Here is a 24,694-nt window from a genome sequence, read left to right as displayed (position 1 = left end):
GCCTCAGAACAGCTCGCCTTGCGGATCGACCGGGCGGCGGACATCGACCGCAAGCCGCGGCGCGACGAAGGCACGGCCGTCCAGCGCAGGCGCCTCCAGCGCCAGGCCCAGGCGCTGAGCCACCTGGCGCAGGCGTGTGGCCAGGGCCTGCGCCCAGGGGCTGCGGCCGTGCCATCGTGGATCGGGCGGATCGGGCGGGCCCGCCTGCGCCGCCGCCGGCTCGTCGGGGTCGGGGTTCGGGTCCAGGTCCAGCCACTGCGGCTGCAGCGCCAGGGGCGCGAGGGCCGGATCACCGTCCGCCTCGGCACCTGCGGCCACCGGTCGACCGGCCTGCACCCCATCGACCGCATCACCCAGCGCCGCCAGGCCGCACGCCGGGCGCTGCAGCACCGTCCAGTGCAGCGACCGGGCCCCCGCACGGGCGGCCGCCTCGACCAGGGTCTCGATCCCGTGCTCGTTGACGCCCGGCATCAGCGGTGACAGGTTCAGCCCCACCGGCACGCCGGCGGCGGCCAGCAGGCGCAGCGCAGCCAGCCGGTCCGCCGGCGGGCTGGCGCCGGGCTCCAGCGCCCGGCAGAGCCCCTCGTCGAGCGTGGCCAGGCTGATCAGCACCCGCACCTGGCCGCGGGCGGCCATCGGCGCGAGCAGGTCGAGGTCACGCACGATGCCGGCCGAGCGGGTGGTGATGGCCAGCGGATGCCCCGCCTCGTGCAGCACCTCGATCAGCGCGCGGGTCAGGCGCAGCGGGTGTTCGGCGGGCTGGTAGGCGTCGGTGTCCGAGCCCAGGCTGATCGGCCGGGGCCGGTAGTTCGGCCGGCGCAGCTCCTCGCGCAGGCGGTCGGCGGCGTTCACCTTGACCTGCAGGCGCATCGGCGCGCCGCCCGCCGCCGCGGGCTCGGCGTGGCAGAAGACGCAGGCATGGGAGCAGCCGCGGTAAGGGTTGATCGCCAGCGCCAGGTCGACGTCGGGCCCGTCGTTGACCCGCAGCAGGCTGCGGCAAGGCTCGGGCTGCAGGCCGATGCCGACCTGCGCCTGGGCGTCCTGCTGCCAGTCGTGTTCAAGGCGCCGCCGCAGGGCCCGCCCCGGCAGGCGGGCCACCGCCGTCGCCACCGGGCCGTCGATCGCCAGCGCCACGCTGCGGCCACGCCCGGGCCGGGGGCGTGGCGGCGGGGGCGGCCGATCGACACCGCAGGCATGGGCCTCGAACAGCTCCAGCGTGATCGTCGCGGGTCCGGCGAGGGCCGGTGCCTCGCCCGGGGCAGGTGAACAGGACATGCGATCCAGTGTGCCACAGACACTGTGAATCCATCCAGCTTCAACACTTTGCACCAGGTCGGGGCGAACGGCGGAACAGACCGGTTTTTCGCGTTTCAGTTCATCCATCAAGCCATGAGGGTCTCTCTAGACTGCGCCGGACAACTCCAACCACGAGGGCTTCATGAAAAAAGCGGACGATCTGGTCGTGCACATGCGACGGGTGCAGGCGGCCGAGCGTGATCTGCGCGACCTGGGTGTGGTGTGGCAGATGATCGAGTCCAGCGCCGCCATCAGCTGCCCCGACGCGGTCGAGAACATCCTGCCCACGCTGGTGCGGACCCGTGAACGCTTCGATGATCTGCAGGGCCGCCTGATCGACCGCATGATCGAGGAGAACCACGCCGAGCTGGCCGACGACCTGACCGCCAAGGCCCAGTGCGCGATCGACATCCTGGTGCGCAACCTCTACGAACGCACGGCCGACGTCGGCTTCCTCGCCACCGACGACGTGGTGCGCGATTTCTGCAGCGCCGACGCCGGCTCGCGCGCCGCGCTGCGCACGGCCATGGTCCAGCGCCTGCGGGACTACCGCGCCAAGTACACGGTCTACGACGACGTGATCCTGCTCGCGCCGTCGGGCGAGGTGCTCGCCCGCCTGGACGAGCAGGCCGGCCTGACCCGCTGCACCGACGCGCTGCTGGCCCGGGCCCTCGAGCGCGACGGCCACGTCGAGCAGTTCCGCCTCAGCGACCTCGGCGGCGACACCCCCGCCCTGCTCTACGCCCACCGCATCAGCGATGCCCGTGGCCACCCGGTGGGGGTGCTGGTGCTGCGCTTCCGCTTCGCCGACGAGATGGGCCGCATCTTCCGCGACGTCGACGACGGCCGCCACCACCTGGCGCTGGTGCTGATCGGCGACGACCACCGTGTCATCGTGAGCAACGACGAGGCCCACGTGCCCGTCGGGGCGCTGATGCGTCCGGTGCCCGACGACCGCATCACGCTGACGGCCTTCGCCGGGCGCGAGTACATGACGGTGGCCTGCCCCTCGCACGGCTACCAGGGCTACCGCGGCCCGGGCTGGCGGGCCCAGGCGATGGTGTCGCTGCTGACGGCCTTCCGCCAGCACCACGACGACAGCGAAGTGATCGACAACGTGCCGCTGGACAATCCGGAGCTGGACACGATCTGCCGCGACGCCGACGCGATCAACCGCGACCTGCGCCGCGTGGTGTGGAACGGCCGCCTCGACAGCGGCGACCACGTCCGGGCCGGCGATCCCCGCGCCGATGCCTCCCGCCTGAAGGCCGTGCTCAGCCAGGTCAGCGTGGCCGGCCAGCGCACCCGCGAGCGGGTCGACCGCGCCACCAAGGACCTCTACCGCACCTCGCTGTCACGCTCGCGCCTGCAGTCGGTCGACCTGGCCCGCATGGCCGCCGACGTGATGGACCGCAACCTCTACGAACGCGCCAACGACTGCCGCTGGTGGGCGCTGTCGCCCGCCATCCAGCGCGCGCTGGCCGGCGAGCCCGGCAGCGCCTGCACGCAGGCGCTGGCCCCGGTGCTCGATCACATCAACGGCCTCTACACCGTCTACAGCCGGCTGGTCGTGTTCGACGCCCACGGCGTGATCCGCGGCTGCTCGCGGGCGGACGAGGCGAGCGGGCTGGTCGGCAGCCCGGTCGACCCCGAGTGGCTGCAGGCCGTGCGCGGCCTGGGCGATCCGCAGCAGTACGCGGTCAGCCGCTTCGAGGACACCGCGCTGCACACGCAGGGACCCACCTATGCCTACCTCGCCGCCGTGCGCAGCGGGGAGCCGGGCCGCGAGGCGCTCGGCGGCATCGCGATCGTCTTCAACGCCCGCCGCGAGCTGCACGCCATGCTGGGCGAGATCATCGCCGACCGCCAGGGCTTCGCCGCCTTCGTCGACGACAGCGGCCTGGTGCTGGCCTCCAGCCACCCCGAGCTGTGCACCGACCGGACCCTGGGCTTCGCCGGCGAGCGGGCCATCGTCGAACACGGTGGCGTGCACTACACCTGCGCCCGGGTGCGTGCCGGGGGCTACCGGGAGTTCAAGACCACGGACGGCCACAAGAACCAGGTCAGCGCCGTGGTCGGCCTGCGCCTGGGCAACACCGAACGGCGCCACTCGGCCATGAGCGACCTGACGCTGCGCATGGCGCCGGTCACCCGGCGCGAGCAGAGCATGGACGTCGCGATCTTCCAGGTCGGGCCGGCCCGCTACGCGCTGCCGGCCGCCGCCGTGATGGAGGCGATCTCGCCCCGCGGCCTGGTGCGCACGCCGGGCACGCACCCCTGCGCGGTGGGACTGCTGGAGGTCTCGTGCCACCAGCAGCCGCAGCTGGTGCAGGTGCAGTGCGCACGCCGCCACTTCGGCGTCGACTACCCGGCCCGGGCCACCGACGGGGTGGTGCTGGTGCTGCGCTCGCCGCAGGCGCCGGAGCAGCCCGTGCTCGGACTGCGGGTGGACGACGTGCTGGCGGTGATGTCCGTGGACCGCCATCGCCTGCACGTCGCCCCGGAAGGGGTCAGCAGCTTCGCCCCGTGGATCGGCGGCCTGCTCGATGCGCAGGTCATCGACGGCACCCGCCACGCCGACGTGCTGATCCAGCTGCTCGATCCGCAGGCCATGGTGGCCGAGGTGATGGGGCGCACGATGCCCGCGATGGCCCTCGCCTGACCCGGAGCGTGGTCGGCTCAGGTCCTGTGGGGCGGCTCGGCGAGGTACTCCTCGATCAGACGCTCCCAGACGATCTCCAGCTCCTGGTTCATCGAATGAGCCAGTCCATCCAGATCGGGCAGCAGCGTGGCGTGGGTGATGTTCATGCGGTAGAGCTCGCGCATGGCCCGGGCGCGCAGGCCGTGCGGCAGCACCAGCTGGATCAGCAGCGACGGCCCCTGGTCGCTGTACTGCCTCAGCAGCTCGTCGAGCGGCGCCTCCAGCCGCCCCGGCACGACGAACAGCCCCGACTGCGCCACCAGGCGCCGGTCCATCTCGGAGGGCTCGCCGAACCAGACCAGCGGCTCGCGGTTGTCCAGGAAGTGGCGCTCGAAGTGGCCCGGCTGGCGCGGATCGATCACCTCGCGGGTCAGCTCGGGCGCGAATGCCGGCCGTGCGCTCCACAGCGTCGTGGTGTCGAGCGCGTAGACGGCCGCGTCGTCGGTGGCCGACTCCATCGCGAAGAAGGCCGCCACGAACGGCGACTTGGTGAAGTCCAGCAGCCGGGTCGCCGCACCGTGGTGCTGCATCATCGCCAGGCAGCGCAGCGCGTCGTCGAGGGCCTGCGGATGATCGAGGTGCACATGGGCCTTGCGCCGGAAGACGCGCATCGCACGCGCCTCGCGCAGCGGCCACAGGCGCTGGTCGGGGCAATAGGCCAGCAGCCGGCGCGACAGGGAGCTCAGCAGCGGCCAGCTGGCCGAACGCTGGCCGCGGAAGGCCCAGCCCTCGAGCCGGCCGGTGTGGTCGAGAAAGTCCTGCCAGCTCTGCAGCATGATCACCCGCATCGTATAGATCTCCTGCCATGTCCGGCCCCATCATGACCGGCGGCCATGACAGGCGATCCGACCCGACAGGGCCCGTCCGGTCGGTGCGGTCGCCATCCGACGCGCGACACCCCGTGCTCAAGGGTATGCAGCCGCACCAGCAACACCGAAAATGCACAAACTGAAACCCATCGGATCCAGCTGAACGATCTCCCCGATCCGGATCCACGCCCTTGGCCCTGCACATGCCCGTCCTCCCTCCGATGTCGCCACCGCACCCGCCCCGCCGACCCCTGACCGGCGCCACCCTCCTTGCGGCCAGGCGGCCCCGGCGACGGGTTGGCGCCGCGATCCTGGCAGGAACGCTGCTGATCGGCTGCGCGGGCGGGGACATGGCCGATGACGCCGTCGCCGGCACGGCAGCCGCGTCCACGACCTCGGCCGGCACCACCTGCTCGATCACCGGCTTCCAGGCCACGATGCTGCAGGCGATCAACACCCGCCGCGCCACGGCACGCAGCTGCGGCACGTCGGGCAGCTTCGCCGCCACCACCGCGCTGGCCTGGAACGCGAAGCTGTTCTCGGCCGCCGCCGCCCACAGCGGCGAGATGGCCCGGCTGGGCCGGACCGAACACCAGCTCACCGGCGAGGCCGCGCTGGGTGCCCGCATCACGGCAGCCGGCTACGGCTGGTCGGCCGTGGCCGAGAACATCGCCTCGGGTTACGGCAGCATCGACACGGTGATGAGCGGCTGGATGGACAGCGCCGGCCACTGCGCCAACGTGATGAACCCGGCGCTGACCGAGGTGGCCGTCAGCTGCGTGGCCGCCAGCGACGGCACCCTCTACTGGACGATGGACCTGGCCGCGCCGCGCTGAGGCCGATGCGCCCGGATCGAGGATCGGCTCAGCGTGGCGTCGCGCCGGGCACCTCAGACCAGGCGGGAGTCTCCACGTAGCGGCGGATGGCCAGGATGGTGGCCTCGTCGAGCCGATCCTTCCAGGGGGGCATGTGGACCAGGCCAGCCCTCACCTTGCCTTCGCGCACCGAGTGCACGAAGTAGGCATCGACATCCGATCGGCAACGCAGGATCAATGCCGGCTCGCTCAACCGGCGGCAGAAGCTGTCCAGGCGACGCAGGTCGGGTGCCTCGGGCGACGTCTGGCCCGGTGGTGCATGGCAGCTGCTGCAGTGTTGCTCGTAGGCCTGTCGCCCCTGCAACAGCCGGTCGTCGGGAGCCTGGGCCCCGGCCTCCAGGCCGAGCAGCGCCAGCGCGGCAGCCAGCCCGACATTCACCGGTCGCATCCATTGCAGATCCGTCATCTCACCATCCCTCCGGACAGCCAGAACAGTCATCCATCACGGCATCCGGAAAGATGGTGTAGCGCAACATCGCTCCATCCAGCCGGGCTCCCTTGAGGTTGGCCGCGTTGAACTTGGCCTCCTGCAGGTCCGCATCGACCAACCGGGCGCCCACGAACCACACGAAGTTCAGCTTGGCCGCTTCCAGGTTGGCGGCGGTGAGGTCAGCACCGCTGAAGTCGGCACGGAACAAACGAGCCATCTCGAGATGGGCGCCCACCAGCCTCGCCTGGCGCAGCGAGGCCCCCGGCGCGTTGAGCGCGTAGGCACGCACGGCGGTCAGGTCCGCACCATCGAGCCGTGCACCGGCCAGGTTGGCCGACCGCAGATCGGCACGGGCCAGATGCGCACCCGTGAAGTCAGCTCCCCGCAGGTCCTTTCCGGCGAGGGAAGCATGGCGCAGGTCCGCACCTGGACATCGGGCATAGGGCCAGAGATGACAGCCGTTGATCACCGTCACCTCGGGCGGCGCCCGCTCGCCGGACGGACCGCCCGCCTGCACCGTCAGCACCGGCCACAGCAGGCCAAGCGCCATGAGCAGGCCGGGGCGACGCAGGCGCCCCGACCAGGCGACACCTGCGCGGCTCACTTCGTCGCCACCTTGCTGCTGGAACGTGGCAGCTTGAAGACCCAGTAGCTGCCGCCCTGCGTGACCTGCTTGGTCAGCTCGGCCATGTCGCCCCCCCACAGCGGCACCGCTCCGCCATAACCGCTGGAAAGACCGATGTACTGCTCACCATCCTGCTCCCAGGTGACCGGTACCGACACCACGCCGGAACCCGTCTGGAACTTCCACAGCTCTTCGCCTGAACGGGCGTCGAAAGCTTTCACGAAGCCATCCGAGGTGCCGGTGATCAGCAGGCCGCCCGCGGTGGTGAGCGTGCCGGCCCAGAGCGGGAACTTCTCCTTGTGTTCCCAGGCGATCTTGCCGGTCTTAGGGTCGATGGCTCGCAGCGTGCCCACGTGGTCGTCGTACAGGCGCTTGATGCGGAAGCCCTGACCGAGATAGGCTGAACCGGCCTTGTAAGTCAGGTTCTCGGTCCAGTAGTCCATGGCCCAGTGGTTGCCAGGGATGTAGAACAGGCCCGTTTCGGGGCTGTAGGACATCGGCATCCAGTTGGTGCCGCCCAGGAACGGTGGCGAGACGAAGACCGCCTTGCCCTTGTCCGAGCCGTCGACCGGCAGGGCCGGGCGCTGGCCGGACACTTCGACGGGCTTGCCTGTCTTGACGTCGATGCTGGTGGCCCAGGTGATGCCGTCGACGAAAGGCCAGGCGTTGATCAGCGCCGTCGGCTTGTTCGGATAGCCCGCGCCAGTGGCCAGCTTGGTCCGGTCGGTGACGTAGAAGAAACCGTTCCGGTCGGCGTGGGCGCTGGCCTTGACCAGCTTGCCGTCCTTGCCCTTGTACTCGAACAACACGACCGAGTTGTTGCCCGAGAAGTCCCACGCATCGTTGGGCGTGTGCTGATAGAAGCCCTTGAGCTCGCCAGTGCTGGCGTCGACATACGCCTGACCCGAGGTGAAAAGGCTGTCCCAGTTCTTCGGATCGTCCCCTTCCTTCGTGCGCTTCCAGGTGTTCCAGGGTGCGGGATTGCCTGCGCCGATGACGATGGTGTTGGTTTCCGGATCGAAGGACGCCGACTGCCATGGCGCACCGCCCCCGTGGTTCCAGGCGTCGACCAGCTTGCCCTCCTTGTCACGCGGCCAGCTCGGTGCGCTGGCGTCACCGGTCGTGGTGCCGTCCTTGCCGGCCAGACGGCCCTTGTGACCCTCGACCAGCGGTCGAGCCCAGACCTCCTCCCCGGTGTCCGGATCACGGGCATAGAGCCAGCCCACGACACCGAACTCGTCACCCGAGGAGCCATGCACGAGTAGCACACGCCCGTTCTTCTCCTTCACGATGGTCGGCGCACCGGTCATGGTGTAGCCCACCTTGTGATCAGCGAACTTCTCCTTCCACACCACCTTGCCGGTCGCCCGGTCGAGCGCGACGATGGCCGCGTCGAGCGTGCCGAAATAGACTTTGTCTCCATAGATGGCCGGGCCTCGGTTGACCACGTCACAGCAAGGGCGGATGTCATCGGGCAGACGATGTTCGTAGGTCCAGAGCTGCTTGCCGGTCTTGGCATCGAGCGCATGGAAACGGGAGTAGGAACTGGTGACGTAGATCACCCCGTCATGGACCAGTGCCTGAGCCTCCTGACCACGCTGCTTTTCCCCACCGAAGGAGAAGGACCACACCGGCAACAGATCCTTGACGTTGCTGGTGTTGACCCGCTTGAGCGGACTGTGACGCTGCGCCTTCAGCCCGAGGCCGTAACCCAGCACATCCTGGCCGGTCCTGTCGTCGTTGGCGATGTCGTCCCAGGTGACGTTGCGCACGGCCTGTGCGCTCTGGCCGGTCAGCGCCAGCAGCGCGGCAACGGCCAGGGCGACGGGCCCGGATGCCCGACGGGCGGAGTGGCGGGGATGCATGTTGGGTCTCCTCTTGAATGTGGCCTGGCTCGAAGGGATCAGGCCACGCCAGTCTAGGAATCCGTTCCCTGCCTGTATCGGGACTGCATCCCGGCAAGCCAGGGAACCATTCCCGCCAGACATCGCCATTTGGGAACACCCTTTGCTTGTTCAGCCCTGACACAAGCCGGTGTGCTGCAGGATCCCTGAAAGACGGCAGAACAGCGCCAGATCAGCCGGGTTTTCCCCCGTGTCACGCTGTACCAGGGTGATACGGCACCCTGGGAACAGCCCTTGACTGACATCACGAACAGAAGAACGAAGGAGACCCGCCCATGATCCACATCCTGCTGCTCGACGACCACGCCGTGGTGCGAGCCGGCTACCGCAAGCTCATTGCCCAGGAGCCCGACATGCAGGTGGTGGCTGAAGCTGCCACGTCCGCACAGGCTTGCGAACTGGTGCGACAGCAACAGGTGGACGTCGCCGTCGTCGATCTCAGCCTCAAGGGCGACAGCGGACTGGAGGCGATTCCTCGCCTGCGCCAGCGGTGCCCGGGCCTGCGGGTGCTGGTCTTCACGATGCACGCCCACCACGGCTTCGCGCTGCAGGCTCTGAGGGCGGGGGCCTCGGGCTACCTGACCAAGGACAGCGACCCCGACGACATGCTCGAGGCGATCCGGCTCGTGCATCAGGGCCGGCGCATCTACAGCGGCGAGATCGCCCAGGCCCTGCTGGCCGAACACGGACAGCATGAGGCGCACAGCCCGCTGACCCAGTTGACCCCGCGCGAGTTCGAGGTGCTGCGCCTGGCCGCCCATGGGCAGAGCACGGACCAGATCGCGGGAGCACTCTGCCTCAGCCCCAAGACCATCCACAACAACATGTCGCTGATTCGCCAGAAGCTCGATGCCCACAGCGACTTCCAGCTGCTGCGTCTGGCGGCCGAGCACGGTCTGGTGCAGCTGTGACGACCCCACCGCTGGACCTGCCGCGGCAGGTGATGCGACGCGCCTCCGGGGTCGCCGTGCTCACGCTGCTGGTGGCGCTGATTCTGGGGGGCCGCCAGGCAGCCGAGGACACCGACCAGGAGGTCGATGCCGCCATGGCACTGGCTCACGTGATGGCCCAGCTTCAGCCTCTGTCCACGCTCGACGACCCGAGCGCACGGCAGCGCCTGGCCAGCCTGGGCAGCACGGGGGTGCTGCGCCACCTGGAGCTGCAGGTGACCGACGAGCAAGGTCGGATGGTGCTGTCACCCGCACCTGCGCAGAAGCCCGAGGGCCCGATCTCGCTCATGATGGCACTGCACCGCCACTTCTTTCCGCCCGGCGAGCGACGCACCATCGCCTGGGCAATGCCTCGTCCGCAAGGCCGGGCCTGGACACTGTCGCTGGTGGCATCGGCGGAGAGCGAACGGGAGGAAGCGATGTCAGGCCTGCTGGACAGCATCGGACTGCTGCTGACCTGCGTGCTGGGCATGCTGGCGGTGATGCGATTCAACCTGGCATGCGCCTTCCGGCCCCTGAGGCAGCTGCTGGCCGCCATGGCCGAGCTGGAGCACCAGCGTGACGGGCCGTTGCAGCAGTTGCCCGTCATGCCCGTCCAGGAACTGGAGCAGATCCGCCTGGCCCTGCGGCAGCTGGCCAGCAGTCTGGCGGACACGGAATCGCAGCGCCGCCTGCTCAGCCACAGGATCCTCACGCTGCAGGAGGACGAGCGTCAGCACATCGCCCATGAACTGCACGACGAACTGGGGCAGCGGCTGACGGCCCTGCGTCTGGACCTCAACTGCCTGGCGCGGCAGCTGGGGCGCGAATCCGGCCCTCAACAGGCCGGCCTGCAGGACTCGGTGAACGACCTCACCCGGCATTGCACCCGGCTGCAGGCGGACCTGAGAGGGCTGCTGACCCACCTGAGGCCGTTCGGCCCCACCGGCGCGGACGTCCAGGACGGCATCAGCGTCGCCCGGCTGATCGAGCTGCTGCAGTCGCTGGTGCACAGCTGGGCCACGGTGGAGAGCGACGCTGCCAGCGATGACCCGGGGGAACGCGGCGTGCCGCGGATGCAGATGAGCGTGAGCCTGCACGACCCCCGCGGATCGGCGGGAACGGGCTCATCGCTGATCGACCTGGAGGCGGACCCCGGGCAGCGACGCTGGACCCACGGCCATCGCCTGCCGCGCGAACCGGCGCTGGCCCTTTACCGGCTGAGCCAGGAGGCGCTGACCAACGCCGTGCGACACGCCCGGAGCGCACGCACGGTCACGCTGCAGCTGGCGCTGGAACTGGCCGAGACCGCCGACACGACTGACCCTGCAAGCCCCGTGGCCCGTCCCTTGAGCCTGCACTGGACCTGTACCGATGACGGAGAAGGACTGGCCGAGGCCAGCCGAGCGACCCAGCGTGGCAATGGCATGGCGGGCATGCGCGAGCGGGTCTGGTCACTCGGTGGACGCTGGACCTGCGAGCCGGGCCCGAACGGACGCGGGCTGCGACTGCGGGCCGATCTGCACACCCGCCTGCACCGGGTCAGGCCGCATGAGGCGATGGCGTCCGCAGCCTCCTGAGCGCGATCAGGAGACCAGGCTCATCCACCCGTGGCCGGGCGGGCCAGCCCCAGGCGCTCGACCGCCCGGCGCTCGGCGGCAAAGCTCTCGCGCATCGCGTGGCCATAGTCCTCGCTGCCCAGGTAGGCCAGCTCCTGGTCGTAGCGTGCCAGCTCGGCCAGGTGCGCGGGATCCTGCATGGCGACGTGGAAGGCGTCGTGCAGCACCTTCACCACCGCCGGCGCCATGCCACGCGGGCCAGCCAGGCCGTAGGGCGATGTGGCGACGATGCCCTGCCCCAGCTCCTTGAGCGTGGGCACCTGCGGCCAGCGGCGGGTGCGGTGCTCGCCGAAGGTGACCAGCAGGCGCAGGCGGGCGCTGTCGACAAAGGGCGCGAAGCCGTTGGAGTTGACCCCGACCATGACCTGACCGGACGACACCGCCAGCATCTGCTCGGCCGTGCCCTTGTAGGGGATGTGCAGATAGCTCAGGCCGCGCCGCTCGAAGAGCTCGTCCATGACCATGTGCGGCGTGGTGCCCGCGCCGTTGGTGGCCACGGTCAGCTCGCCCGGGCGGGCGCGGGCCCAGGTGAACAGGTCCTCGAGCGAGCGCAGCGGGCTGGCCGCGGGCACGACGATGCCGAAGGTCACGCCCGAGACCTGCAGGATGGGCGTGGTGTCGCGGATCGGGTCCCACAGCACCTTCTGCAGGTGCGGCAGGCGGAACACCGGCTGAGGCATCTGGGCGATGGTGTAGCCGTCGGGAGCGGCCTGCTGCAGCACCGGCATGGCCAGCGTGCCGCCGGCACCGGCACGGTTCTCGATCAGCACCTTCTGGCCGAGCTGGCGCCCGGCCAGCTCGGCCAGCAGGCGCAGGGTCAGGTCGGTCGCGCCACCGGCCGGCCAGGGCACCCACAGCGTGACGGGACGCGACGGGAAACGCTCGCCCCCCGGCTGGGCCGACACCCTGGCCGCGACCGGGCCGAACGCACATGCGGCCAGCGCACCGAGCGCGCGCCGTCGATCCATCATTGCCATGACACCAGTTCCATCTTCATCACCCCGCCCACCAGGAAGGTGGAGCTGGCGGGTTCGCTGCGCTCCAGGCGCACCAGCCCGACCCCCGGGCAGTACCACTCGCGGGTGCTCAACGGCAGGTCCTGCCAGCCGTTGACCGGATCGGCGAACAGCCTCACGGTCGCCTGGCCACGCACCCGCAGGCAGCCCTCGTGCGATCCCGCCGCCGTCTGCACCTTCTGCTGCACCGCCTCGATGGTGTAGGTCATCGGGATGGCCGGATGACTGTGCCGGATCTCGGGCGGGAACTCGTTGCGCCGGCGCAGCAGGTAGGCGGTGGTGCTGGCCTGCCAGCTCGTGCCGACCACGAACGGCGCCTTGAGCACGTAGCGGCGCACCGCATCGGGCTGGGGCTGCGGATCGGCCTCGCTCTTGCTGGCCACCCGGTAGATGCCGGTCTCGTCGCAGCGGTGCCAGTAGTCGACCCCGGAGTCGCCGTGGCGCTGCCAGGCCCGCCCGTCCAGGCCGTCGAAGCCCTCGAGGCTGTGCTCGCCCAGCGCCTGCAGCGTCAGCGACTCCCGTTCGGGCGGGCTGCCCTCCCACTCGCTGCTCACGTCGTAAGTCCAGCGGTGGCCGGCCTCGAGCGGAAAGAAGTCGCGGCCCGGCTCGCCGCGGCCACAGCCGCCGAGGCAGGCCGCGAGCAGCAGCGACAGCCACATCGGGGCGTGCAGGCGACGCATCGGACCGAGGGTAGTCGGGATCACGGTCGGCGGGCTCATTTTTCAGGCAGCTGAGCCACCGGCAGGTCGCGGATCTTGACCACCTGCTCGTCGCTGCCCGGGCGCAGCCAGCTCGGTCCGCGCTTGCCGGCCTTGGGCTCGGCCGTGCCCAGCTGGGTCACGCCCTGGCGGGCCTTCTTCATGCCTTCGTTGAGCAGCGCGTGCAGGTCCTTGGCATAGGGCAGCTGGTAGGCCCGTGGCGCACGGGACGGCTTGCCGTTCTCGAGCGCCTGGGCCCAGACGAACAGCGCGCCCGGCGACTTCGTCGTCGGCTCCTCGATCACGGCGGCGAGCAGCACGAAGCGCTCGGGCAGTGCATCGGCGCTCGGCCAGCCCGAGAGCTGGTGGGCGGCGTCCTCGGCCCAGAAGAAGAACACCGTCACCCCGGCCACCAGCAGCGCACGCAGCCACATCGGCCAGTGCGACCACAGCAGCGCCAGCACCGCCAGCGCCGCGAGCAGCACCAGTCCCATCGTCACGGCGAGTGTCATTTCCTGTCGTCCTCAATAACGCTGCACCAGCGGCTTGGGCAGCGTGCTGATCTGCCCGACGCTGCCGTCAGGCAGCACGGTGAAGCGCACCAGCGTGGCCTCGTCGCCCTTGCGCGCCAGCGTGGCCTGGCCGTAGTAGACGACCTCGGCCCGCGGGTTGATCTTCACCACCGACACCGTGGCCTCGACCGGCTGGCCGTCCTTGGTCTCGTAGTAGTGCGCATTGATCGTGTACTCGCCCGTGGCGATGCCCCGCAGCGACACCACCTCCTGGTTGAGCGGGTTGACCACCTGCCGGCCGTTGACCACGATGGTGTCGTTGGACAGGCCGCGGTCGTCGCGGTCCAGGTGCATCAGGCCGGCCTCGCGGGCACGGAACCAGACCAGGTTGCCGGCCGGATCCTGCGCCCAGGCGTCGATGTCGTCGGGGTTCATGTCGGGCCAGGAGACGGTGACGATGTACTCGGCCTTGGCGGGGATGTCGCCCGCCTTCAGCGCCTTCGGGTTCATCGCCAGCAGCGCGATGATGAAGCAGAAGACGAAGGCGATCAGCATGTTGAACAACATGTCGTAGAACGGATCGACCTCGGCCTCCCGGCCGCCGGAGCGACCCCGCCGTCCCTGGCGCGCCATGGCTCAGTCCCCTTGCCGCGACGCACCGATCGCCAGGCCCAGGCGCTGGCAGTCGCTGACCAGCGCATCGGCGTAGCGGTCCAGCCGGGTCAGCTGCAGCCCCAGCAGGATGTTGCCCACCAGCCCGACCATGGTCGTCAGCAGCGCGACCCCCAGGCCCGAGGTCAGGCTGCGCAGCAGGTCCTGCGACTGCGCGGCGTCGAAGCTCTGCATCTGGCCGATCTGGATCGCCAGCATCGAGAAGCCGATCACCTTGCCCAGCAGGCCGAGCTTGAGCTGGATGCCGTTGACCCACCAGGCGGTGTGGTGCGGGCCCTGGGCCTGGTCGAGCAGCAGGTCCAGCGGCGCCCCGGAGTCGCGCGGCGACGCGGCCAGCGCCGCCCAGTAGGCGCCGGCCCAGCCGTCGTCGCCCGGGTCGCCGTGGCGGGCCTGGCGGGCCGCGGCCAGCATCAGCCGGCGCTGGCGCTGCAGCTCCCTCGAGCGGCTGCCGCACCACAGCGTCGCCGCGACGAACACCACCAGGATCACCAGCGTCAGCCCGGTCGGGTCGGACGTCAGCAGCAGGTGCCAGACCCCCCGCGCGCCCAGCAGCCAGGTCGCGAAGGCGAGCAGCCCGCCCAGCGTCAGCCACTCGAGCCACAGCGGCTCGTCGACCGCCGCCCGCCCGCTCCCCCCGCGCCCGCTCGACAGCAGGCCGCCCATGCCGCCGCTCATGCCGGCCCCCCGCCCCGCTTGGTCAGGGCGCCGAAGCCACGCTGCGGGTCATACCCCCAGCTGGCCACGAAGAAGCACAGCGCCAGCGTGCCCAGCACGATCCAGGGCGACAGGCCCGGATCCTTGCCGTACATCGCGTAGCGCATCCACTCGACCGCGTGCGTGAACGGGTTGAAGCGCGCGATCTGCCAGACCCAGCCCGCGCCCGACTCCTCCAGCTTCCACAGCGGATAGAGCGCGGTGGACATGAAGTACATCGGGAAGATGACGAAGTTCATCGTGCCGGCGAAGTTCTCGAGCTGGCGGATGTGCACGCTCAGCAGCAGCCCGAGCGCGCCCAGCATCAGCGCCGCGCTGACCGCCGCCAGCAGCACGTGGGGCGTCTGCGGGCCGAGCACCGGCAGCGAGGTGCCCAGCAGCGCGGCGATCACCACGAAGGCGCCGGCCTGCGCCAGCGACAGCACGGCGGTGGCCGTCAGCTTGCAGAACAGGATCCACGGCCGCGGCAGCGGCGCGGTCAGCAGCAGGCGCATCAGGCCCATCTCGCGGTCATAGACCATGGCCAGGCTCGACTGCATGCCGTTGAACAGCAGCACCATGCCGATCAGGCCCGGCGCGATGTAGAGGTCGTAGGGGATGTAGGTGTCGTAGGGCTCGGCGATCGCCAGGCCGAAGACGTTGCGGAACCCGGCCGCGAACACGGCCAGCCACAACAGCGGGCGCACCAGCGCCGAGACCAGCCGGCCGGTCTGGCGCGAGAACTTGGCCACCTCGCGCCCGACGATGGCGCGCATGGCCTGCAGCGCATGGGCGATCATGGCCGGGCCACCTTGCAGAGCTTCTCGGGCGCGTCGGCCCCGAGCGTGTCGAGGCTGTTCTTCGGGTGCTGCACCCCGTCGACCGGGGCGGTGCCGATCACGCCCTGGCCGTCGCTGAGCAGCAGCGGCTGGCGCAGCTGGCCGTCCCAGGGCCGGAAGGTCATCGAGACGCCCTTGGAGCCATCCAGCTCGGCCTCGACCAGGGCCTTCTGGAACGCGGCCGCCGGGCCCCTGGGCGCCGCCACGGCGGCCGCGGCCAGCGCCTTGCCGCCCAGCCAGGCGCTCCAGTCGTGGGCGCTCATCGGCCGGCCAGCCGACTTCGTGAAGCGCCGCGACACCTGGGGCGCGCCAAAACGGTCGTACTGGGCATGCCAGGCCAGCGCCACCAGCCCGGCGTCGCCGACGACCGGGCGCGGCGTGGCGGTGCGGTAGGGCAGGCTGCGGGCGAACTCGCCGTCGCTGTCGACGACCCACACCACGTCGTGGCCACCCTGGGTCAGCAGCAGCGGGTTGGCCAGGTCCCGCTCGCGCGGGTCACCCGACAGCTTGAACGGCTTGCTGCCCACCAGCTTGAGCCCGTAGCGCTTGATGGCCGCCTGCGCGGTGGCGCTGCGCAGCGCATCGGCCGGGCTCGGTCCGGTCAGCAGCAGCACCTGCTGCCAGCGGCGCGAGATCAGGGTCTGGGCCAGCGCGTCGGCCCGCATGCGCTCGCTGGGCGCCAGATGCAGCAGGCGTGCCCGGCAATCCTGCTGGCGCAGGCTGTCGGAGGCCTCACCGAGGTTGAGCACCGGCAGCCGGGCCGCGTCGGCGGCCGCGACGGTCCAGGCCGCCGGCAGGTCGGTTAGCAGCGCCACCGCTCCGGCCTTCTCGGCCTTCTGCGCCGCCGCGCGCACCGCCTCGAGCGTCGCCACCTCGACCGCCTCGACGCTCAGGCTGGCACCGGCGGATTCCATCTCGAGGCGGGCCTCCTTCAGCGCCGACTGGATGCCGTCGATCGCCGCCCCGGTGGGGTGGCCGAGGTAGGCGCGCTCGACGCGGCTGCGCTCCAGCCTCGTGTCGTCGGCCGGCACCAGCAGCACCGCCTTGAAGCTCACGGCATGAGCCCCTGCCGCCAGGCCGAGGCCCAGCACCAGCAGGCTCGCGGATCGACGCACCTCGCCTCGGTCCATGGTGATCACTCCACCACGATCACGCTGTGCGGCACCCGGCCGACGGGCACCGTGCGGATCGCCTTGGCCGCCGGCACGTCGACGATGCTCAGGTCGTCGGACAGGCCGTTGACCACGTAGAGCCGGTCCTGCGCCTTGTTCAGGCCGACCCCCCAGGCCCGCTTGCCCACCAGCACCAGATCGGTGGTCTTGCGGCTGGCGACATCGACGAAGGCGACATGGTTGGCCTTGCCCAGACCGACGAAGGCGCGCTTGCCGTCGGCGCTCATCGTGATGCCCACCGGCGTGATGTCGGCGGCCCGGGCGCCCTTGACCTCGAAGCGGATCGTGTCGAGCACGGTGTGGTCCCGGGTGGAGATGACGGTGACGCTGGCGCCCAGCTCGTTGGTCACCCACAGCTGGGTGCCGTCGGGTGTCATCGCGAAGCGGCGCGGCCGCTTGCCGGCCTTGACGTTCTTCGTCACCTTGCCACTGGCGGCATCGATCACGTGCACCATGCTGGCGACCTCGGAGGTGACGTAGACCGTCCGGCCATCCGGGCTGACCTTCACGCCCTCGGGCTCCTTGCCCACCTCGATGGACTTGACCCGCTTGCCGCTGGCCAGGTCGACGACACCGAGTTCGCCGTCCTCCTCGTTGCTGACGTAGAGGGTCTTGCCATCGGGGCTGAGGTCGAAGATCTCCGGGTCTTCGCCCAGGTCGATCCTGCGCACCGACTTGCGGGTGGCCAGGTCGATCACGTCGGCCTGGCCGGAATCGCCGCAGGCCACCATCAGCTGCTTGCCGTCCGGCGTCAGGACCATGTGGCGCGGACGCTTGCAGGTCGGCACGGTGCCCACGACCGCCTGGGTCTTGAGGTCGAGCACGGTCAGCGTGTGGTCCTTCTCGCTGGACACGTAGGCCACCTGGGCCGTCGCGGCCTGGGCCGCCAGCAGCGCAGCGAACGCGATGGCCGTGCGGGCCGTGTTCAGGATGTCGTGCATCATCTTCTGTCTCCTTGTGCTTGTGTGAATGGGTCGGTCAGGTTCCAGGCATCGACCCGCAGGACCCGGGCGGATCGATTCAGCCGGTGGCCCGGATGAACGCCTCTTCGAGATCAGGCCCGCCCAGCGCGGCCGTGACCTGCGCCGGCGTGCCGTCGGCCAGCAGCCGGCCCCGGTGCAGCACCAGCACCCGGTCGGCGGCCTCGGCCTCCTCGACCAGGTGGGTGGCCCACAGCACCGTGCTGCCGCGCTCGGCGACGTCGGCGCGGATGGCGGCCATCAGGTCGCGGCGCGACTTGGGATCGAGCCCGACCGTGGGCTCGTCCATCAGCACGACCCGGGGCCGGTGCAGCAGCGCGCGCACCAGCTCGACCTTGCGGCGGTTGCCGCCCGACAGCTCGCGCACCAGCCGGCCGAGGTCCTGGTCGATGCCCAGCGCGGCGCAGCCGGCCTGCAGGCGCTCGGTGGCCACCGCTCGTGGCAGGCCGTGCAGGTCGGCGTGGAAACGCAGGTTGCGCTCGACCGACAGGTCCAGGTCCAGCGACATCTGCTGGAACACCACGCCGATGTCACGCAGCGCCCGCACCGCCGAGCGGCGCAGCGACTGGCCGGCCACCTCGACCTCCCCCTCGTCGGCGACGAACAGGCCCGTCAGCACCTGGAACAGCGTGGACTTGCCCGCCCCGTTGGGACCCAGCAGCACCACCATCTGGCCGGCGGCCAGGTCCACGCTCAGCCCGGCCAGCGCCGGCCTCGTGCCGTAGCGCTTGACCAGACCGACGACATGCAACAGGGATGAGGATCCGTTCGACATGACCAGGGTTGTACCGGGTGCGTCCATCGCTGTCGGCCCCGTGTTTGTCCGCATGGCTAGAGCTCGATCTCCATGCGGTCGGCCGCGACCTCGACACCACACTGCTCCAGCCGTTGCACCTGGGCACAGGCGGGCGCCTGCTGCTCGGGGCGGCACATCAGCACCTTGCGGCGGGCGTGGATGCCCTGCATCAGGCCCAGCACGTCGATCTCGGCCGGCGCATCGACCTCGGCCATGCGGCCGGGGCGCGGGCTCTCGGGGGTGTCGCCGACCACCAGGCAGTCGGCCTCCTGCATCCACGCCGTCGCCTCGGGCCCCGCCTGGCTCAGGCCGCTGACGAGGAAGACGCGCTGGCCGGTCACCAGGTCACGCACGGCCAGCGCGATGGTCTCGCCGGTGGCCGGCGCGGCCGCCCGCGAGGCGTGCGGCGGCACCGGCCCGTCGGTGGCCAGCGCGGTGAACTCGAGCGTGGGCTGGCCCTCGACGCGGAAGACCGACTCGCGGCACTCGCCGGCCACCGGGATCACATGCCAGTGCACGCCGCAGTAGTGCTGCAGCACCGGCAGCACCGGCAGGCTGTGAGTCAACTCCTCGAACACCGCGGGCGTGGCGTAGAGGTGGATCGGCGCCCCGTCGCGCAGGCTCAGCAGACCGGTCACGTGGTCGACCCGGGCGTCGGTCAGCACCACCGCGCGGGCGCTGGCGTCGGCCAGGCCACGGTGGCGCAGCAGGCGGGCATCGGTGTTGAGCTGATGCACCACCGACGGTGACACATTGATCAGCACCCACTGTGACTGGGCCGCATCGCCGGACAGCGCCAGCGCCCCGGCGCTGCGGCTGGGCTCGGCCTGGCGGCGCCAGGCGTGCCCGTGAGGAACGGCGTCATCGCCCCCCTTGAGGATGATCAGTTTCATGACGTGGCCCCTTCGCGGGTTTGCTCTTGCTGTGCGGTCGGTGGCCTGCGGCGGCACACTGTCGGCTCGATGTGCAGGGATCACAGCAAGTCATGTGCCGGCACGATGGATCGCTGCTCCAGCACCGCACACCCCGGGGTCAGCACGTCCTGCGGCCTCCCGCCGCGCCCACGCTCGCTGGCGACCTAGGGTCTGCCCTCGGTTCCGCCCCCTTGTCCCGCAGTTGCTCCATCCTGAAACACGGCCCATGCCCGAAATGACACAAACAGCAGGACGGCGCCCGATCCTTCGGTCAGCGGTGCGTCTGGCCCTGCTGCTGGCCACGCCCGAGGCGCTGGCCCTCGCGCCGCGCCCCGGCGCCGGGGCGGCCGCGGCAGCGCCCGGTTGGCAGCCGGTGGCCCGCGGAATCTGGTCGCTGCACGGCGAGCCCGGCGACAGCAGCGCCGCCAACCAGGGCGCCACCTCGAACCTGCTCGCCGTCCGGCATGGCACCCGCCTGTGGCTGCTCGGCAGCGGACCCGACGCCCGCTACACCCGGCGGATCGCGGCACGGCTGCAGCGCCTGGCGGGCGGGCCGGTCACCGACGTGATCGCGCCCTGGCCGCGGGCCGAGCTGGTGCTGGGCCAGGCCGGCCTGTCACCGGCACGCTGCTGGGCCCATGCCGACGTGGCCGCGGTGATGCGCGTGCGCTGCCCACGCTGCGTGAACCGGCTGGCCGAACGGCGCGGCCGGCCGGCCGACCCGGGCACCGCCGTGCGCCTGCCCGACCACCTGCTGCAGGGCGCACGGGGCACGCTGGGGCCGTTCTCCTGGCAGCTGCTGCAGCGGGGTGAAGGCACGCCCGTCACGGTCTGGGCGCTGCCCCGGGCCGGCCTGGCCTGCGCCCACGGCCTGCTGTGGGGCGACGGCCCGCCCGACCTGCGGGACGCCGGGCTGGCGGAGATGGTGCAGTCGACCCGGGCGCTGCAGGCTTGGCGGCCGCAGGGCCGGCCGATCCACCACTGGCTGCCCGAGCAGGGCCCGTGGCTCGAGGCCGCCGACGTGGCTCACCATCTGAGCTACTGGCAGGCGCTGGAGCAGTCGGTCGCCGACGCGCAGGCACGCGGCCGGCTGCCCCACGAGACCGATGCGGCCGCGGCCACGCTGGCCGGTCTGTCCGCCGACCGGACCGCACACCCGCGCCACGAACTGAACCGGCAGCGGGTCTGGCGGCTGCTGGAGGACCGAGCCTTCGACACCGACCCGGCGCCGACCCGCTGAACCGTGCCGGCCCGCGCGTCAGCGCGGCACGTTCCAGCGCAGCTTGCGGTAGATCGTGTTGCGGCTGATGCCCAGCCGCTTGGCCGCCACCGAGATGTTGCCGCCCGCGGCCTCGACCGCCCGCTGGATGGTCAGGATCTCGATGTCCTCGAGCGAGCGGGACAGCCCTTCGGGCAGCGCCGCGGACGGCGGCACGACCGCTGCCGCTACCGCGGCGGCTGCGGTGGCCGGCGCCGACACGACCGCCACACCCTGAGGCATGCCCGCGGCCGCCGGCTCGGTCGGCACGGCCACCGGCGCGGCGACCTCGGCCTGCGCCGCCCCCAGCTCGGCCAGCGCCCGGCGCGCGTCCTCGAGGAAGTCGTCGGAGAGGTGATCGCGCGTGATCACCCGCTCGCTGGCGGCCATCACGCAGGCAGTGCGCAGCACGTTGAACAGCTGGCGCACGTTGCCGGGCCAGCGGTAGCCCTTGAACAGCCGCGCCACCTCGGGGCTGAGCTGCAGGCCGCGGCCGGGGCACTCGCGCTCGAGGATGCGATCGACCAGCGCCATCAGGTCGGTGCGCTCGCGCAGCGGCGGCAGGCGAACGGCCAGGCCGTTGAGGCGGTAGTAGAGGTCCTCGCGGAAGGTCTTCTGCTCGATCATCTCGCGCAGGTTGCGGTGGGTCGCGCAGACCAGCGCCACGTCGACCTGCACCGCCTTGCCGCTGCCCAGCGGCGTGACCTGGCGCTCCTGCAGCACCCGCAGCAGGTGCGCCTGCAGCGCCACCGGCATGTCGCCGATCTCGTCGAGGAACAGCGTGCCGCCGTTGGCCTGCACGATCTTGCCGACCGCGCCCTTGCGGCGCGCGCCGGTGAACGCGCCCTCTTCGTAGCCGAACAGCTCGGACTCGATCAGCGTGTCGGGGATGGAGGCGCAGTTGACCGCGACGAAGGGCTGGCGCGCGCGGTCGGAGTCCTGGTGGATCGCGCGCGCGAGCAGCTCCTTGCCGGTGCCGGTCTCGCCCAGCACCAGGATCGGGATGTCGCGGTTGACCACGCGGCGGATCTTGTCGACGACGGTGGCCACCTGCGCATCACCGGTGGTCAGGCTGGCCAGCCCGCCCTGCGGCACGGCCACCGGCGCGCGGGTGCCGATCTCGCCGCCGCCGGCCGGGCGGGGTGCCTCGGTGCCCACCGACGGCGCGAACAGCGACGGGTCCTCGATGCGCTGGATGGACTCGTCGGCGCGCACCAGCGTGGCCGTGCTGTCGTTGAGGCTGTGCCAGACCGGCCAGTTGAAGCGGGCGTAGACGTGGAACTGCCGCCCGCCCTGCATCTCGACGGGCTGGGGCGTGGACAGCGGCGAGCGGAAGCGGTCGACCAGCACCGCCACGGTGGTGCCGAACAGCGAGGAGATGTTGTGCATGCGCAGCGCGGCGCCGCTCAGGCCGAGCTGCTCCAGCGCCCCGCGGTTGGCACCGACGATGCGCCCGTCCTGGCTGATGGCGAGGATGCCCTCCATCAGCGTGCCGATGAACTCGACGCGGCTGTGGAAATGCACCCGCATGACGTTGCGGTAGTCGTCCGTCAGCCAGTGGTTCTCGATCATGCGCGCGCTCATCTTCACCAGCCCCATCGTGTGCTGGTGGTAGCTGCGCTGGTCACCCGAGACGTCGAGCACGCCCAGGATGTTGCCGCGCGGATCGAGGATGGGCGCGGCCGAGCAGGTCATGAAGTGGTTGGCATGCATGAAATGCTCGTCGGCATGCACGAGGGTCGGCGACTCCTCGATCAGCGCGGTGCCCACCGCGTTGGTGCCCTTGGACGATTCGGACCAGTTCACGCCCGGCTGCAGCGCGACCTTGGAGGCCCGGCTGGTGAACTCGGTGTCGCCGATGGAATGCAGGATCGTGCCGGTGGCATCGCACAGCAGCACCATCGAGTCGCTGTTGACGATCTGCTCGAACAGCATCTCCATGACCGGCGCCGCATGGGCGTAGAGCCGCTGGTTGCGCTCGCGCACGACCGACAGGTCGGAGCGGCCCAGCGGCGAAAAATCCGGCCGCTCGATGCGCGACAGGCCGAGCGCGTGGCAGCGATCGTGCGACTGGTCGATCTTCTCGACATGTTCGCCCGCCAGCGGCAGGGCCGAGGCGATCGGGCGCCGGGGCTCGTCCGCCCCCATGCGAAGTCGGACTCCTGCCGACGCAGGCGTGAACGGACCAGCCATGTTTCATGTCTCCTGTTCGACCCCCGTGGGCGGGTGGACGATTCTTCTGTTGTACCGAGGCGGGACGACACCTGATCTGAATCGCCGCAACAGTTGCAACAGCTGCTGACAATTCAAACAAGCGCCGCTGCACTGTGTCACCGATCTTAGAACAGGCGCGATGCTGCGCGCCATTTCAGGACAGTGCCCTCCGGACAGACCCTCGACTCGAAAGCCCCGGCACGGGCGAACACTGCTGTGGCATAGCGATTGCAGATTCGATGCCAGCAACATCAACCCACCGGAGACGAGAATCATGGCAACTGGAGACTTCCTGCGCGCTGCGGCGCTGACCCTGGCCTGCGCGGTCGTGGCCAACCTGGCCGCCGCCCACGGCGACGTCACGCCCCAGGCGGTCGACACCACCGGCCTGCAGCCCCTGGGCGCCGAATGGCGCAGCACCAACCCCTACAGCAAGAACGAGGCGGCGATCCGCATCGGCACCTCGGCGTTCAACCAGAACTGCGCCCGCTGCCACGGCATCGAGGCGATCTCCGGCGGCATCGCCCCGGACCTGCGCCGCCTGGACAACGAGTGCGCCACCGCGCCCAACGAGCGCAAGAAGACCGCCTGCGTCAACGAGATGGAAGAGTTCTTCCTGACCACGGTGCGCAACGGCCGCACCCGCAACGGCGCGGTCTACATGCCGCCGTTCGAGGGCATGATCTCGCAGGAAGGCATGTGGGCGATCAAGTCCTACCTGGAGACGCGGCGCGAAAAGCCGCTGTGAGGCCGACGGCGGGACGAGCCGCCGGCTCGCCCGCATGACCCGCCACAGCCACCGACACGATGCCACCGCCAGTGGCACGAGGAGACGACACCGATGGATCACTCGCAGAGCCAGCGCCCGCCGCGCAGCACCCCACGCCGGACCTGGCTGCGCCAGGCCGGACAGACCGCACTCGGCCTGGGCAGCTTCGCCTTGCTGGGCAGCGTGCATGCCGCCGACAGCGACGAGCCGTCGGCACTGGAGCGCATCCGCACCCGCGGCCACCTGACGGTCGGGCTCTACAACGACCTGCCGCCGTTCCATCTGCAGGGCCGCGGCATCGAGGTCGAGATGGCCCGCGCCCTGGCGCGCAGCCTCGGCGTCGCGCTGAAGATGCTGCCCTTCCCCGCCGACGACAACATGAACGACGACCTGCGCAACATGGTCTGGCGTGGTCACTACCTCGGCTACGGTCCGGCCGACGTGCTGCTGCACGTGCCGGTGGATCGCCCGCTGATGCAGGCCAATCCGCGGGTCGAGATCTTCGGGCCCTACTGGCGCGAGCGGGTGATGATCGCGCGCAACCTCGAACTGCTGCCCGAGCTCGACAGCCTCGAGCCGCTGCGCCGGCACCGGACGGCCGTGGCCGGCCTGTCGCTGGGCGGCTGGCTGATGCTGGGGGCCGACGGCGGCGCCTTGCGCGAGCAGCTGATCACCAAGGTCGGCAACGGCGTCGAGGCCTGCGAGATGCTGCGCCGCGGCGAGGTGGCCGCGGCCTGCGGCCTGCGCTCGGAACTGGAGTCCACGCTCGGCGGCGATGCCCGCTACGCCATCACCCGCCTGCCCACCCCGCGGGCACCGAGGGACGGCTGGGCCGTGGGCATGGCCGTCAAGCGCGAGGCGCAGGACCTGGCCCAGGCGCTGCAGGCCGCGCTGGAGCAGATGTCGCAGTCGGGCGAGGTGCGCCAGCTCTTCGCCCAGGGCCGGCTCGACTGGCAGCGCGTCTGATCATGGC

Annotated in this window: 23 protein-coding genes; 7 read left to right on the top strand and 16 right to left on the bottom strand. The window is 70.8% G+C overall.

Annotation, left to right across the window (positions count from 1 at the left end; translation table 11 throughout):
* Positions 1-3: 3 nt before the first annotated feature.
* Positions 4-1,275, bottom strand: a complete 1,272-nt coding sequence (locus C7444_RS03540) for a radical SAM protein (protein ID WP_170130615.1) — start codon at positions 1,273-1,275, stop codon at positions 4-6.
* A gap of 163 nt (positions 1,276-1,438) precedes the next feature.
* Here C7444_RS03540 and C7444_RS03535 point away from each other — a divergent pair, with 163 nt between their 5' ends.
* Positions 1,439-3,958: a chemotaxis protein CheW gene (locus tag C7444_RS03535; RefSeq protein ID WP_110399432.1), complete on the top strand. Its 2,520-nt coding sequence runs from the start codon at positions 1,439-1,441 to the stop codon at positions 3,956-3,958.
* A 17-nt stretch (positions 3,959-3,975) separates the two neighbouring features.
* On the opposite strand, the gene C7444_RS03530 is transcribed toward C7444_RS03535, so the two are convergent.
* Positions 3,976-4,785: an FRG domain-containing protein gene (locus C7444_RS03530; protein WP_110399431.1), complete on the bottom strand. Its 810-nt coding sequence runs from the start codon at positions 4,783-4,785 to the stop codon at positions 3,976-3,978.
* 371 nt (positions 4,786-5,156) lie between these two features.
* On the opposite strand from C7444_RS03530, the gene C7444_RS03525 reads away from it, so the two are divergent.
* On the top strand, positions 5,157-5,642 hold the full coding sequence (locus C7444_RS03525) for a CAP domain-containing protein (protein ID WP_170130614.1): 486 nt from the start codon (positions 5,157-5,159) through the stop codon (positions 5,640-5,642).
* Between the two features lie 28 nt (positions 5,643-5,670).
* On the opposite strand, the gene C7444_RS03520 is transcribed toward C7444_RS03525, so the two are convergent.
* From C7444_RS03520 to C7444_RS03510, 3 genes are read right to left on the bottom strand one after another with little or no spacing between them, the layout of a single operon-like run.
* The gene (locus C7444_RS03520) at positions 5,671-6,087 is read right to left on the bottom strand and encodes a c-type cytochrome (protein WP_170130613.1); all 417 of its coding nucleotides are present in this window, start codon (positions 6,085-6,087) and stop codon (positions 5,671-5,673) included.
* A 1-nt stretch (position 6,088) separates the two neighbouring features.
* Positions 6,089-6,715: a pentapeptide repeat-containing protein gene (locus tag C7444_RS03515; RefSeq protein ID WP_211317470.1), complete on the bottom strand. Its 627-nt coding sequence runs from the start codon at positions 6,713-6,715 to the stop codon at positions 6,089-6,091.
* Positions 6,712-8,601: a methanol/ethanol family PQQ-dependent dehydrogenase gene (locus C7444_RS03510; RefSeq protein WP_110399427.1), complete on the bottom strand. Its 1,890-nt coding sequence runs from the start codon at positions 8,599-8,601 to the stop codon at positions 6,712-6,714. Before C7444_RS03510 ends, C7444_RS03515 begins: the two co-directional genes overlap by 4 nt.
* 314 nt (positions 8,602-8,915) lie before the next feature.
* On the opposite strand from C7444_RS03510, the gene C7444_RS03505 reads away from it, so the two are divergent.
* Positions 8,916-9,551, top strand: a complete 636-nt coding sequence (locus C7444_RS03505; protein WP_110399426.1) for a response regulator — start codon at positions 8,916-8,918, stop codon at positions 9,549-9,551.
* Positions 9,548-11,149, top strand: coding sequence for a sensor histidine kinase (locus C7444_RS03500; RefSeq protein WP_110399425.1), 1,602 nt, complete (start codon positions 9,548-9,550; stop codon positions 11,147-11,149). The genes C7444_RS03505 and C7444_RS03500 overlap by 4 nt, the downstream gene beginning before the upstream one ends.
* Before the next feature lie 20 nt (positions 11,150-11,169).
* Here the strand turns inward: C7444_RS03500 and C7444_RS03495 are convergent, their stop codons facing one another.
* From C7444_RS03495 to C7444_RS03450, 10 genes are all read right to left on the bottom strand, one after another.
* Entirely contained in the window at positions 11,170-12,165 is a 996-nt protein-coding gene (locus tag C7444_RS03495) for a tripartite tricarboxylate transporter substrate binding protein (RefSeq protein ID WP_110399424.1), read from the bottom strand.
* Positions 12,156-12,908, bottom strand: a complete 753-nt coding sequence (locus C7444_RS03490) for a hypothetical protein (protein ID WP_245909392.1) — start codon at positions 12,906-12,908, stop codon at positions 12,156-12,158. Before C7444_RS03490 ends, C7444_RS03495 begins: the two co-directional genes overlap by 10 nt.
* Positions 12,909-12,919: 11 nt before the next feature.
* Positions 12,920-13,414 (bottom strand): hypothetical protein, encoded by a 495-nt coding sequence (locus C7444_RS03485; RefSeq protein ID WP_110399423.1) that lies wholly within the window; start codon positions 13,412-13,414, stop codon positions 12,920-12,922.
* A gap of 12 nt (positions 13,415-13,426) precedes the next feature.
* Entirely contained in the window at positions 13,427-14,047 is a 621-nt protein-coding gene (locus C7444_RS03480; RefSeq protein WP_110399422.1) for a hypothetical protein, read from the bottom strand.
* 3 nt (positions 14,048-14,050) lie between these two features.
* A complete protein-coding gene (locus C7444_RS03475) occupies positions 14,051-14,761 on the bottom strand; it encodes a MotA/TolQ/ExbB proton channel family protein (protein WP_245909391.1) in 711 nt (236 codons plus the stop codon).
* Positions 14,758-15,579 carry an ABC transporter permease gene (locus tag C7444_RS03470; RefSeq protein WP_110399420.1) on the bottom strand — a complete coding sequence of 274 codons (822 nt, stop codon included), beginning with the start codon at positions 15,577-15,579 and terminating at the stop codon, positions 14,758-14,760. Before C7444_RS03470 ends, C7444_RS03475 begins: the two co-directional genes overlap by 4 nt.
* A complete protein-coding gene (locus C7444_RS03465) occupies positions 15,576-16,748 on the bottom strand; it encodes a type 1 periplasmic-binding domain-containing protein (protein ID WP_110399487.1) in 1,173 nt (390 codons plus the stop codon). Before C7444_RS03465 ends, C7444_RS03470 begins: the two co-directional genes overlap by 4 nt.
* A 5-nt stretch (positions 16,749-16,753) precedes the next feature.
* A complete protein-coding gene (locus tag C7444_RS03460) occupies positions 16,754-17,734 on the bottom strand; it encodes a PQQ-dependent catabolism-associated beta-propeller protein (protein ID WP_110399419.1) in 981 nt (326 codons plus the stop codon).
* Positions 17,735-17,810: 76 nt separating this feature from the next.
* Positions 17,811-18,545, bottom strand: a complete 735-nt coding sequence (locus C7444_RS03455) for an ATP-binding cassette domain-containing protein (protein WP_245909390.1) — start codon at positions 18,543-18,545, stop codon at positions 17,811-17,813.
* Between the two features lie 56 nt (positions 18,546-18,601).
* The gene (locus C7444_RS03450) at positions 18,602-19,459 is read right to left on the bottom strand and encodes an MBL fold metallo-hydrolase (RefSeq protein WP_110399418.1); all 858 of its coding nucleotides are present in this window, start codon (positions 19,457-19,459) and stop codon (positions 18,602-18,604) included.
* A 298-nt stretch (positions 19,460-19,757) separates the two neighbouring features.
* Here C7444_RS03450 and C7444_RS03445 point away from each other — a divergent pair, with 298 nt between their 5' ends.
* A complete protein-coding gene (locus C7444_RS03445; RefSeq protein WP_110399417.1) occupies positions 19,758-20,720 on the top strand; it encodes a hypothetical protein in 963 nt (320 codons plus the stop codon).
* A gap of 18 nt (positions 20,721-20,738) precedes the next feature.
* Here the strand turns inward: C7444_RS03445 and C7444_RS03440 are convergent, their stop codons facing one another.
* Complete coding sequence (locus C7444_RS03440; RefSeq protein ID WP_245909389.1) at positions 20,739-22,886, bottom strand: sigma-54-dependent Fis family transcriptional regulator; 2,148 nt, start codon at positions 22,884-22,886, stop codon at positions 20,739-20,741.
* 340 nt (positions 22,887-23,226) lie between these two features.
* Between C7444_RS03440 and pedF the strand changes: the two genes are divergently transcribed.
* Positions 23,227-23,700 carry a cytochrome c-550 PedF gene (gene pedF, locus C7444_RS03435; protein ID WP_110399415.1) on the top strand — a complete coding sequence of 158 codons (474 nt, stop codon included), beginning with the start codon at positions 23,227-23,229 and terminating at the stop codon, positions 23,698-23,700.
* A gap of 93 nt (positions 23,701-23,793) precedes the next feature.
* Positions 23,794-24,687 (top strand): substrate-binding periplasmic protein, encoded by an 894-nt coding sequence (locus C7444_RS03430; protein ID WP_110399414.1) that lies wholly within the window; start codon positions 23,794-23,796, stop codon positions 24,685-24,687.
* Positions 24,688-24,694: the final 7 nt, after the last annotated feature.

The organism is Sphaerotilus hippei, assembly GCF_003201595.1.
In the GTDB taxonomy this organism is placed as follows: Bacteria; Pseudomonadota; Gammaproteobacteria; order Burkholderiales; family Burkholderiaceae_C; genus Sphaerotilus; species Sphaerotilus hippei.
The sequence above is the reverse complement of the archived record's forward strand: the minus strand, read 5'-3'. Positions and strand labels throughout refer to the sequence as shown.

Excerpts from the sequence above, each read along its gene's own strand:
- C7444_RS03455 (WP_245909390.1), bottom strand. The coding sequence starts at position 18,545 with ATGTCGAACGGATCCTCATCCCTGTTGCATGTCGTCGGTCTGGTCAAG.
- C7444_RS03535 (WP_110399432.1), top strand. The coding sequence starts at position 1,439 with ATGAAAAAAGCGGACGATCTGGTCGTGCACATGCGACGGGTGCAGGCG.
- C7444_RS03470 (WP_110399420.1), bottom strand. The coding sequence starts at position 15,579 with ATGATCGCCCATGCGCTGCAGGCCATGCGCGCCATCGTCGGGCGCGAG.
- pedF (WP_110399415.1), top strand. The coding sequence starts at position 23,227 with ATGGCAACTGGAGACTTCCTGCGCGCTGCGGCGCTGACCCTGGCCTGC.
- C7444_RS03520 (WP_170130613.1), bottom strand. The coding sequence starts at position 6,087 with ATGACGGATCTGCAATGGATGCGACCGGTGAATGTCGGGCTGGCTGCC.
- C7444_RS03505 (WP_110399426.1), top strand. The coding sequence starts at position 8,916 with ATGATCCACATCCTGCTGCTCGACGACCACGCCGTGGTGCGAGCCGGC.
- C7444_RS03540 (WP_170130615.1), bottom strand. The coding sequence starts at position 1,275 with ATGTCCTGTTCACCTGCCCCGGGCGAGGCACCGGCCCTCGCCGGACCC.
- C7444_RS03475 (WP_245909391.1), bottom strand. The coding sequence starts at position 14,761 with ATGAGCGGCGGCATGGGCGGCCTGCTGTCGAGCGGGCGCGGGGGGAGC.
- C7444_RS03430 (WP_110399414.1), top strand. The coding sequence starts at position 23,794 with ATGGATCACTCGCAGAGCCAGCGCCCGCCGCGCAGCACCCCACGCCGG.
- C7444_RS03525 (WP_170130614.1), top strand. The coding sequence starts at position 5,157 with ATGGCCGATGACGCCGTCGCCGGCACGGCAGCCGCGTCCACGACCTCG.
- C7444_RS03530 (WP_110399431.1), bottom strand. The coding sequence starts at position 4,785 with ATGCGGGTGATCATGCTGCAGAGCTGGCAGGACTTTCTCGACCACACC.
- C7444_RS03465 (WP_110399487.1), bottom strand. The coding sequence starts at position 16,748 with ATGGACCGAGGCGAGGTGCGTCGATCCGCGAGCCTGCTGGTGCTGGGC.
- C7444_RS03485 (WP_110399423.1), bottom strand. The coding sequence starts at position 13,414 with ATGACACTCGCCGTGACGATGGGACTGGTGCTGCTCGCGGCGCTGGCG.
- C7444_RS03480 (WP_110399422.1), bottom strand. The coding sequence starts at position 14,047 with ATGGCGCGCCAGGGACGGCGGGGTCGCTCCGGCGGCCGGGAGGCCGAG.
- C7444_RS03510 (WP_110399427.1), bottom strand. The coding sequence starts at position 8,601 with ATGCATCCCCGCCACTCCGCCCGTCGGGCATCCGGGCCCGTCGCCCTG.
- C7444_RS03460 (WP_110399419.1), bottom strand. The coding sequence starts at position 17,734 with ATGATGCACGACATCCTGAACACGGCCCGCACGGCCATCGCGTTCGCT.
- C7444_RS03450 (WP_110399418.1), bottom strand. The coding sequence starts at position 19,459 with ATGAAACTGATCATCCTCAAGGGGGGCGATGACGCCGTTCCTCACGGG.
- C7444_RS03495 (WP_110399424.1), bottom strand. The coding sequence starts at position 12,165 with ATGGCAATGATGGATCGACGGCGCGCGCTCGGTGCGCTGGCCGCATGT.
- C7444_RS03440 (WP_245909389.1), bottom strand. The coding sequence starts at position 22,886 with ATGGGGGCGGACGAGCCCCGGCGCCCGATCGCCTCGGCCCTGCCGCTG.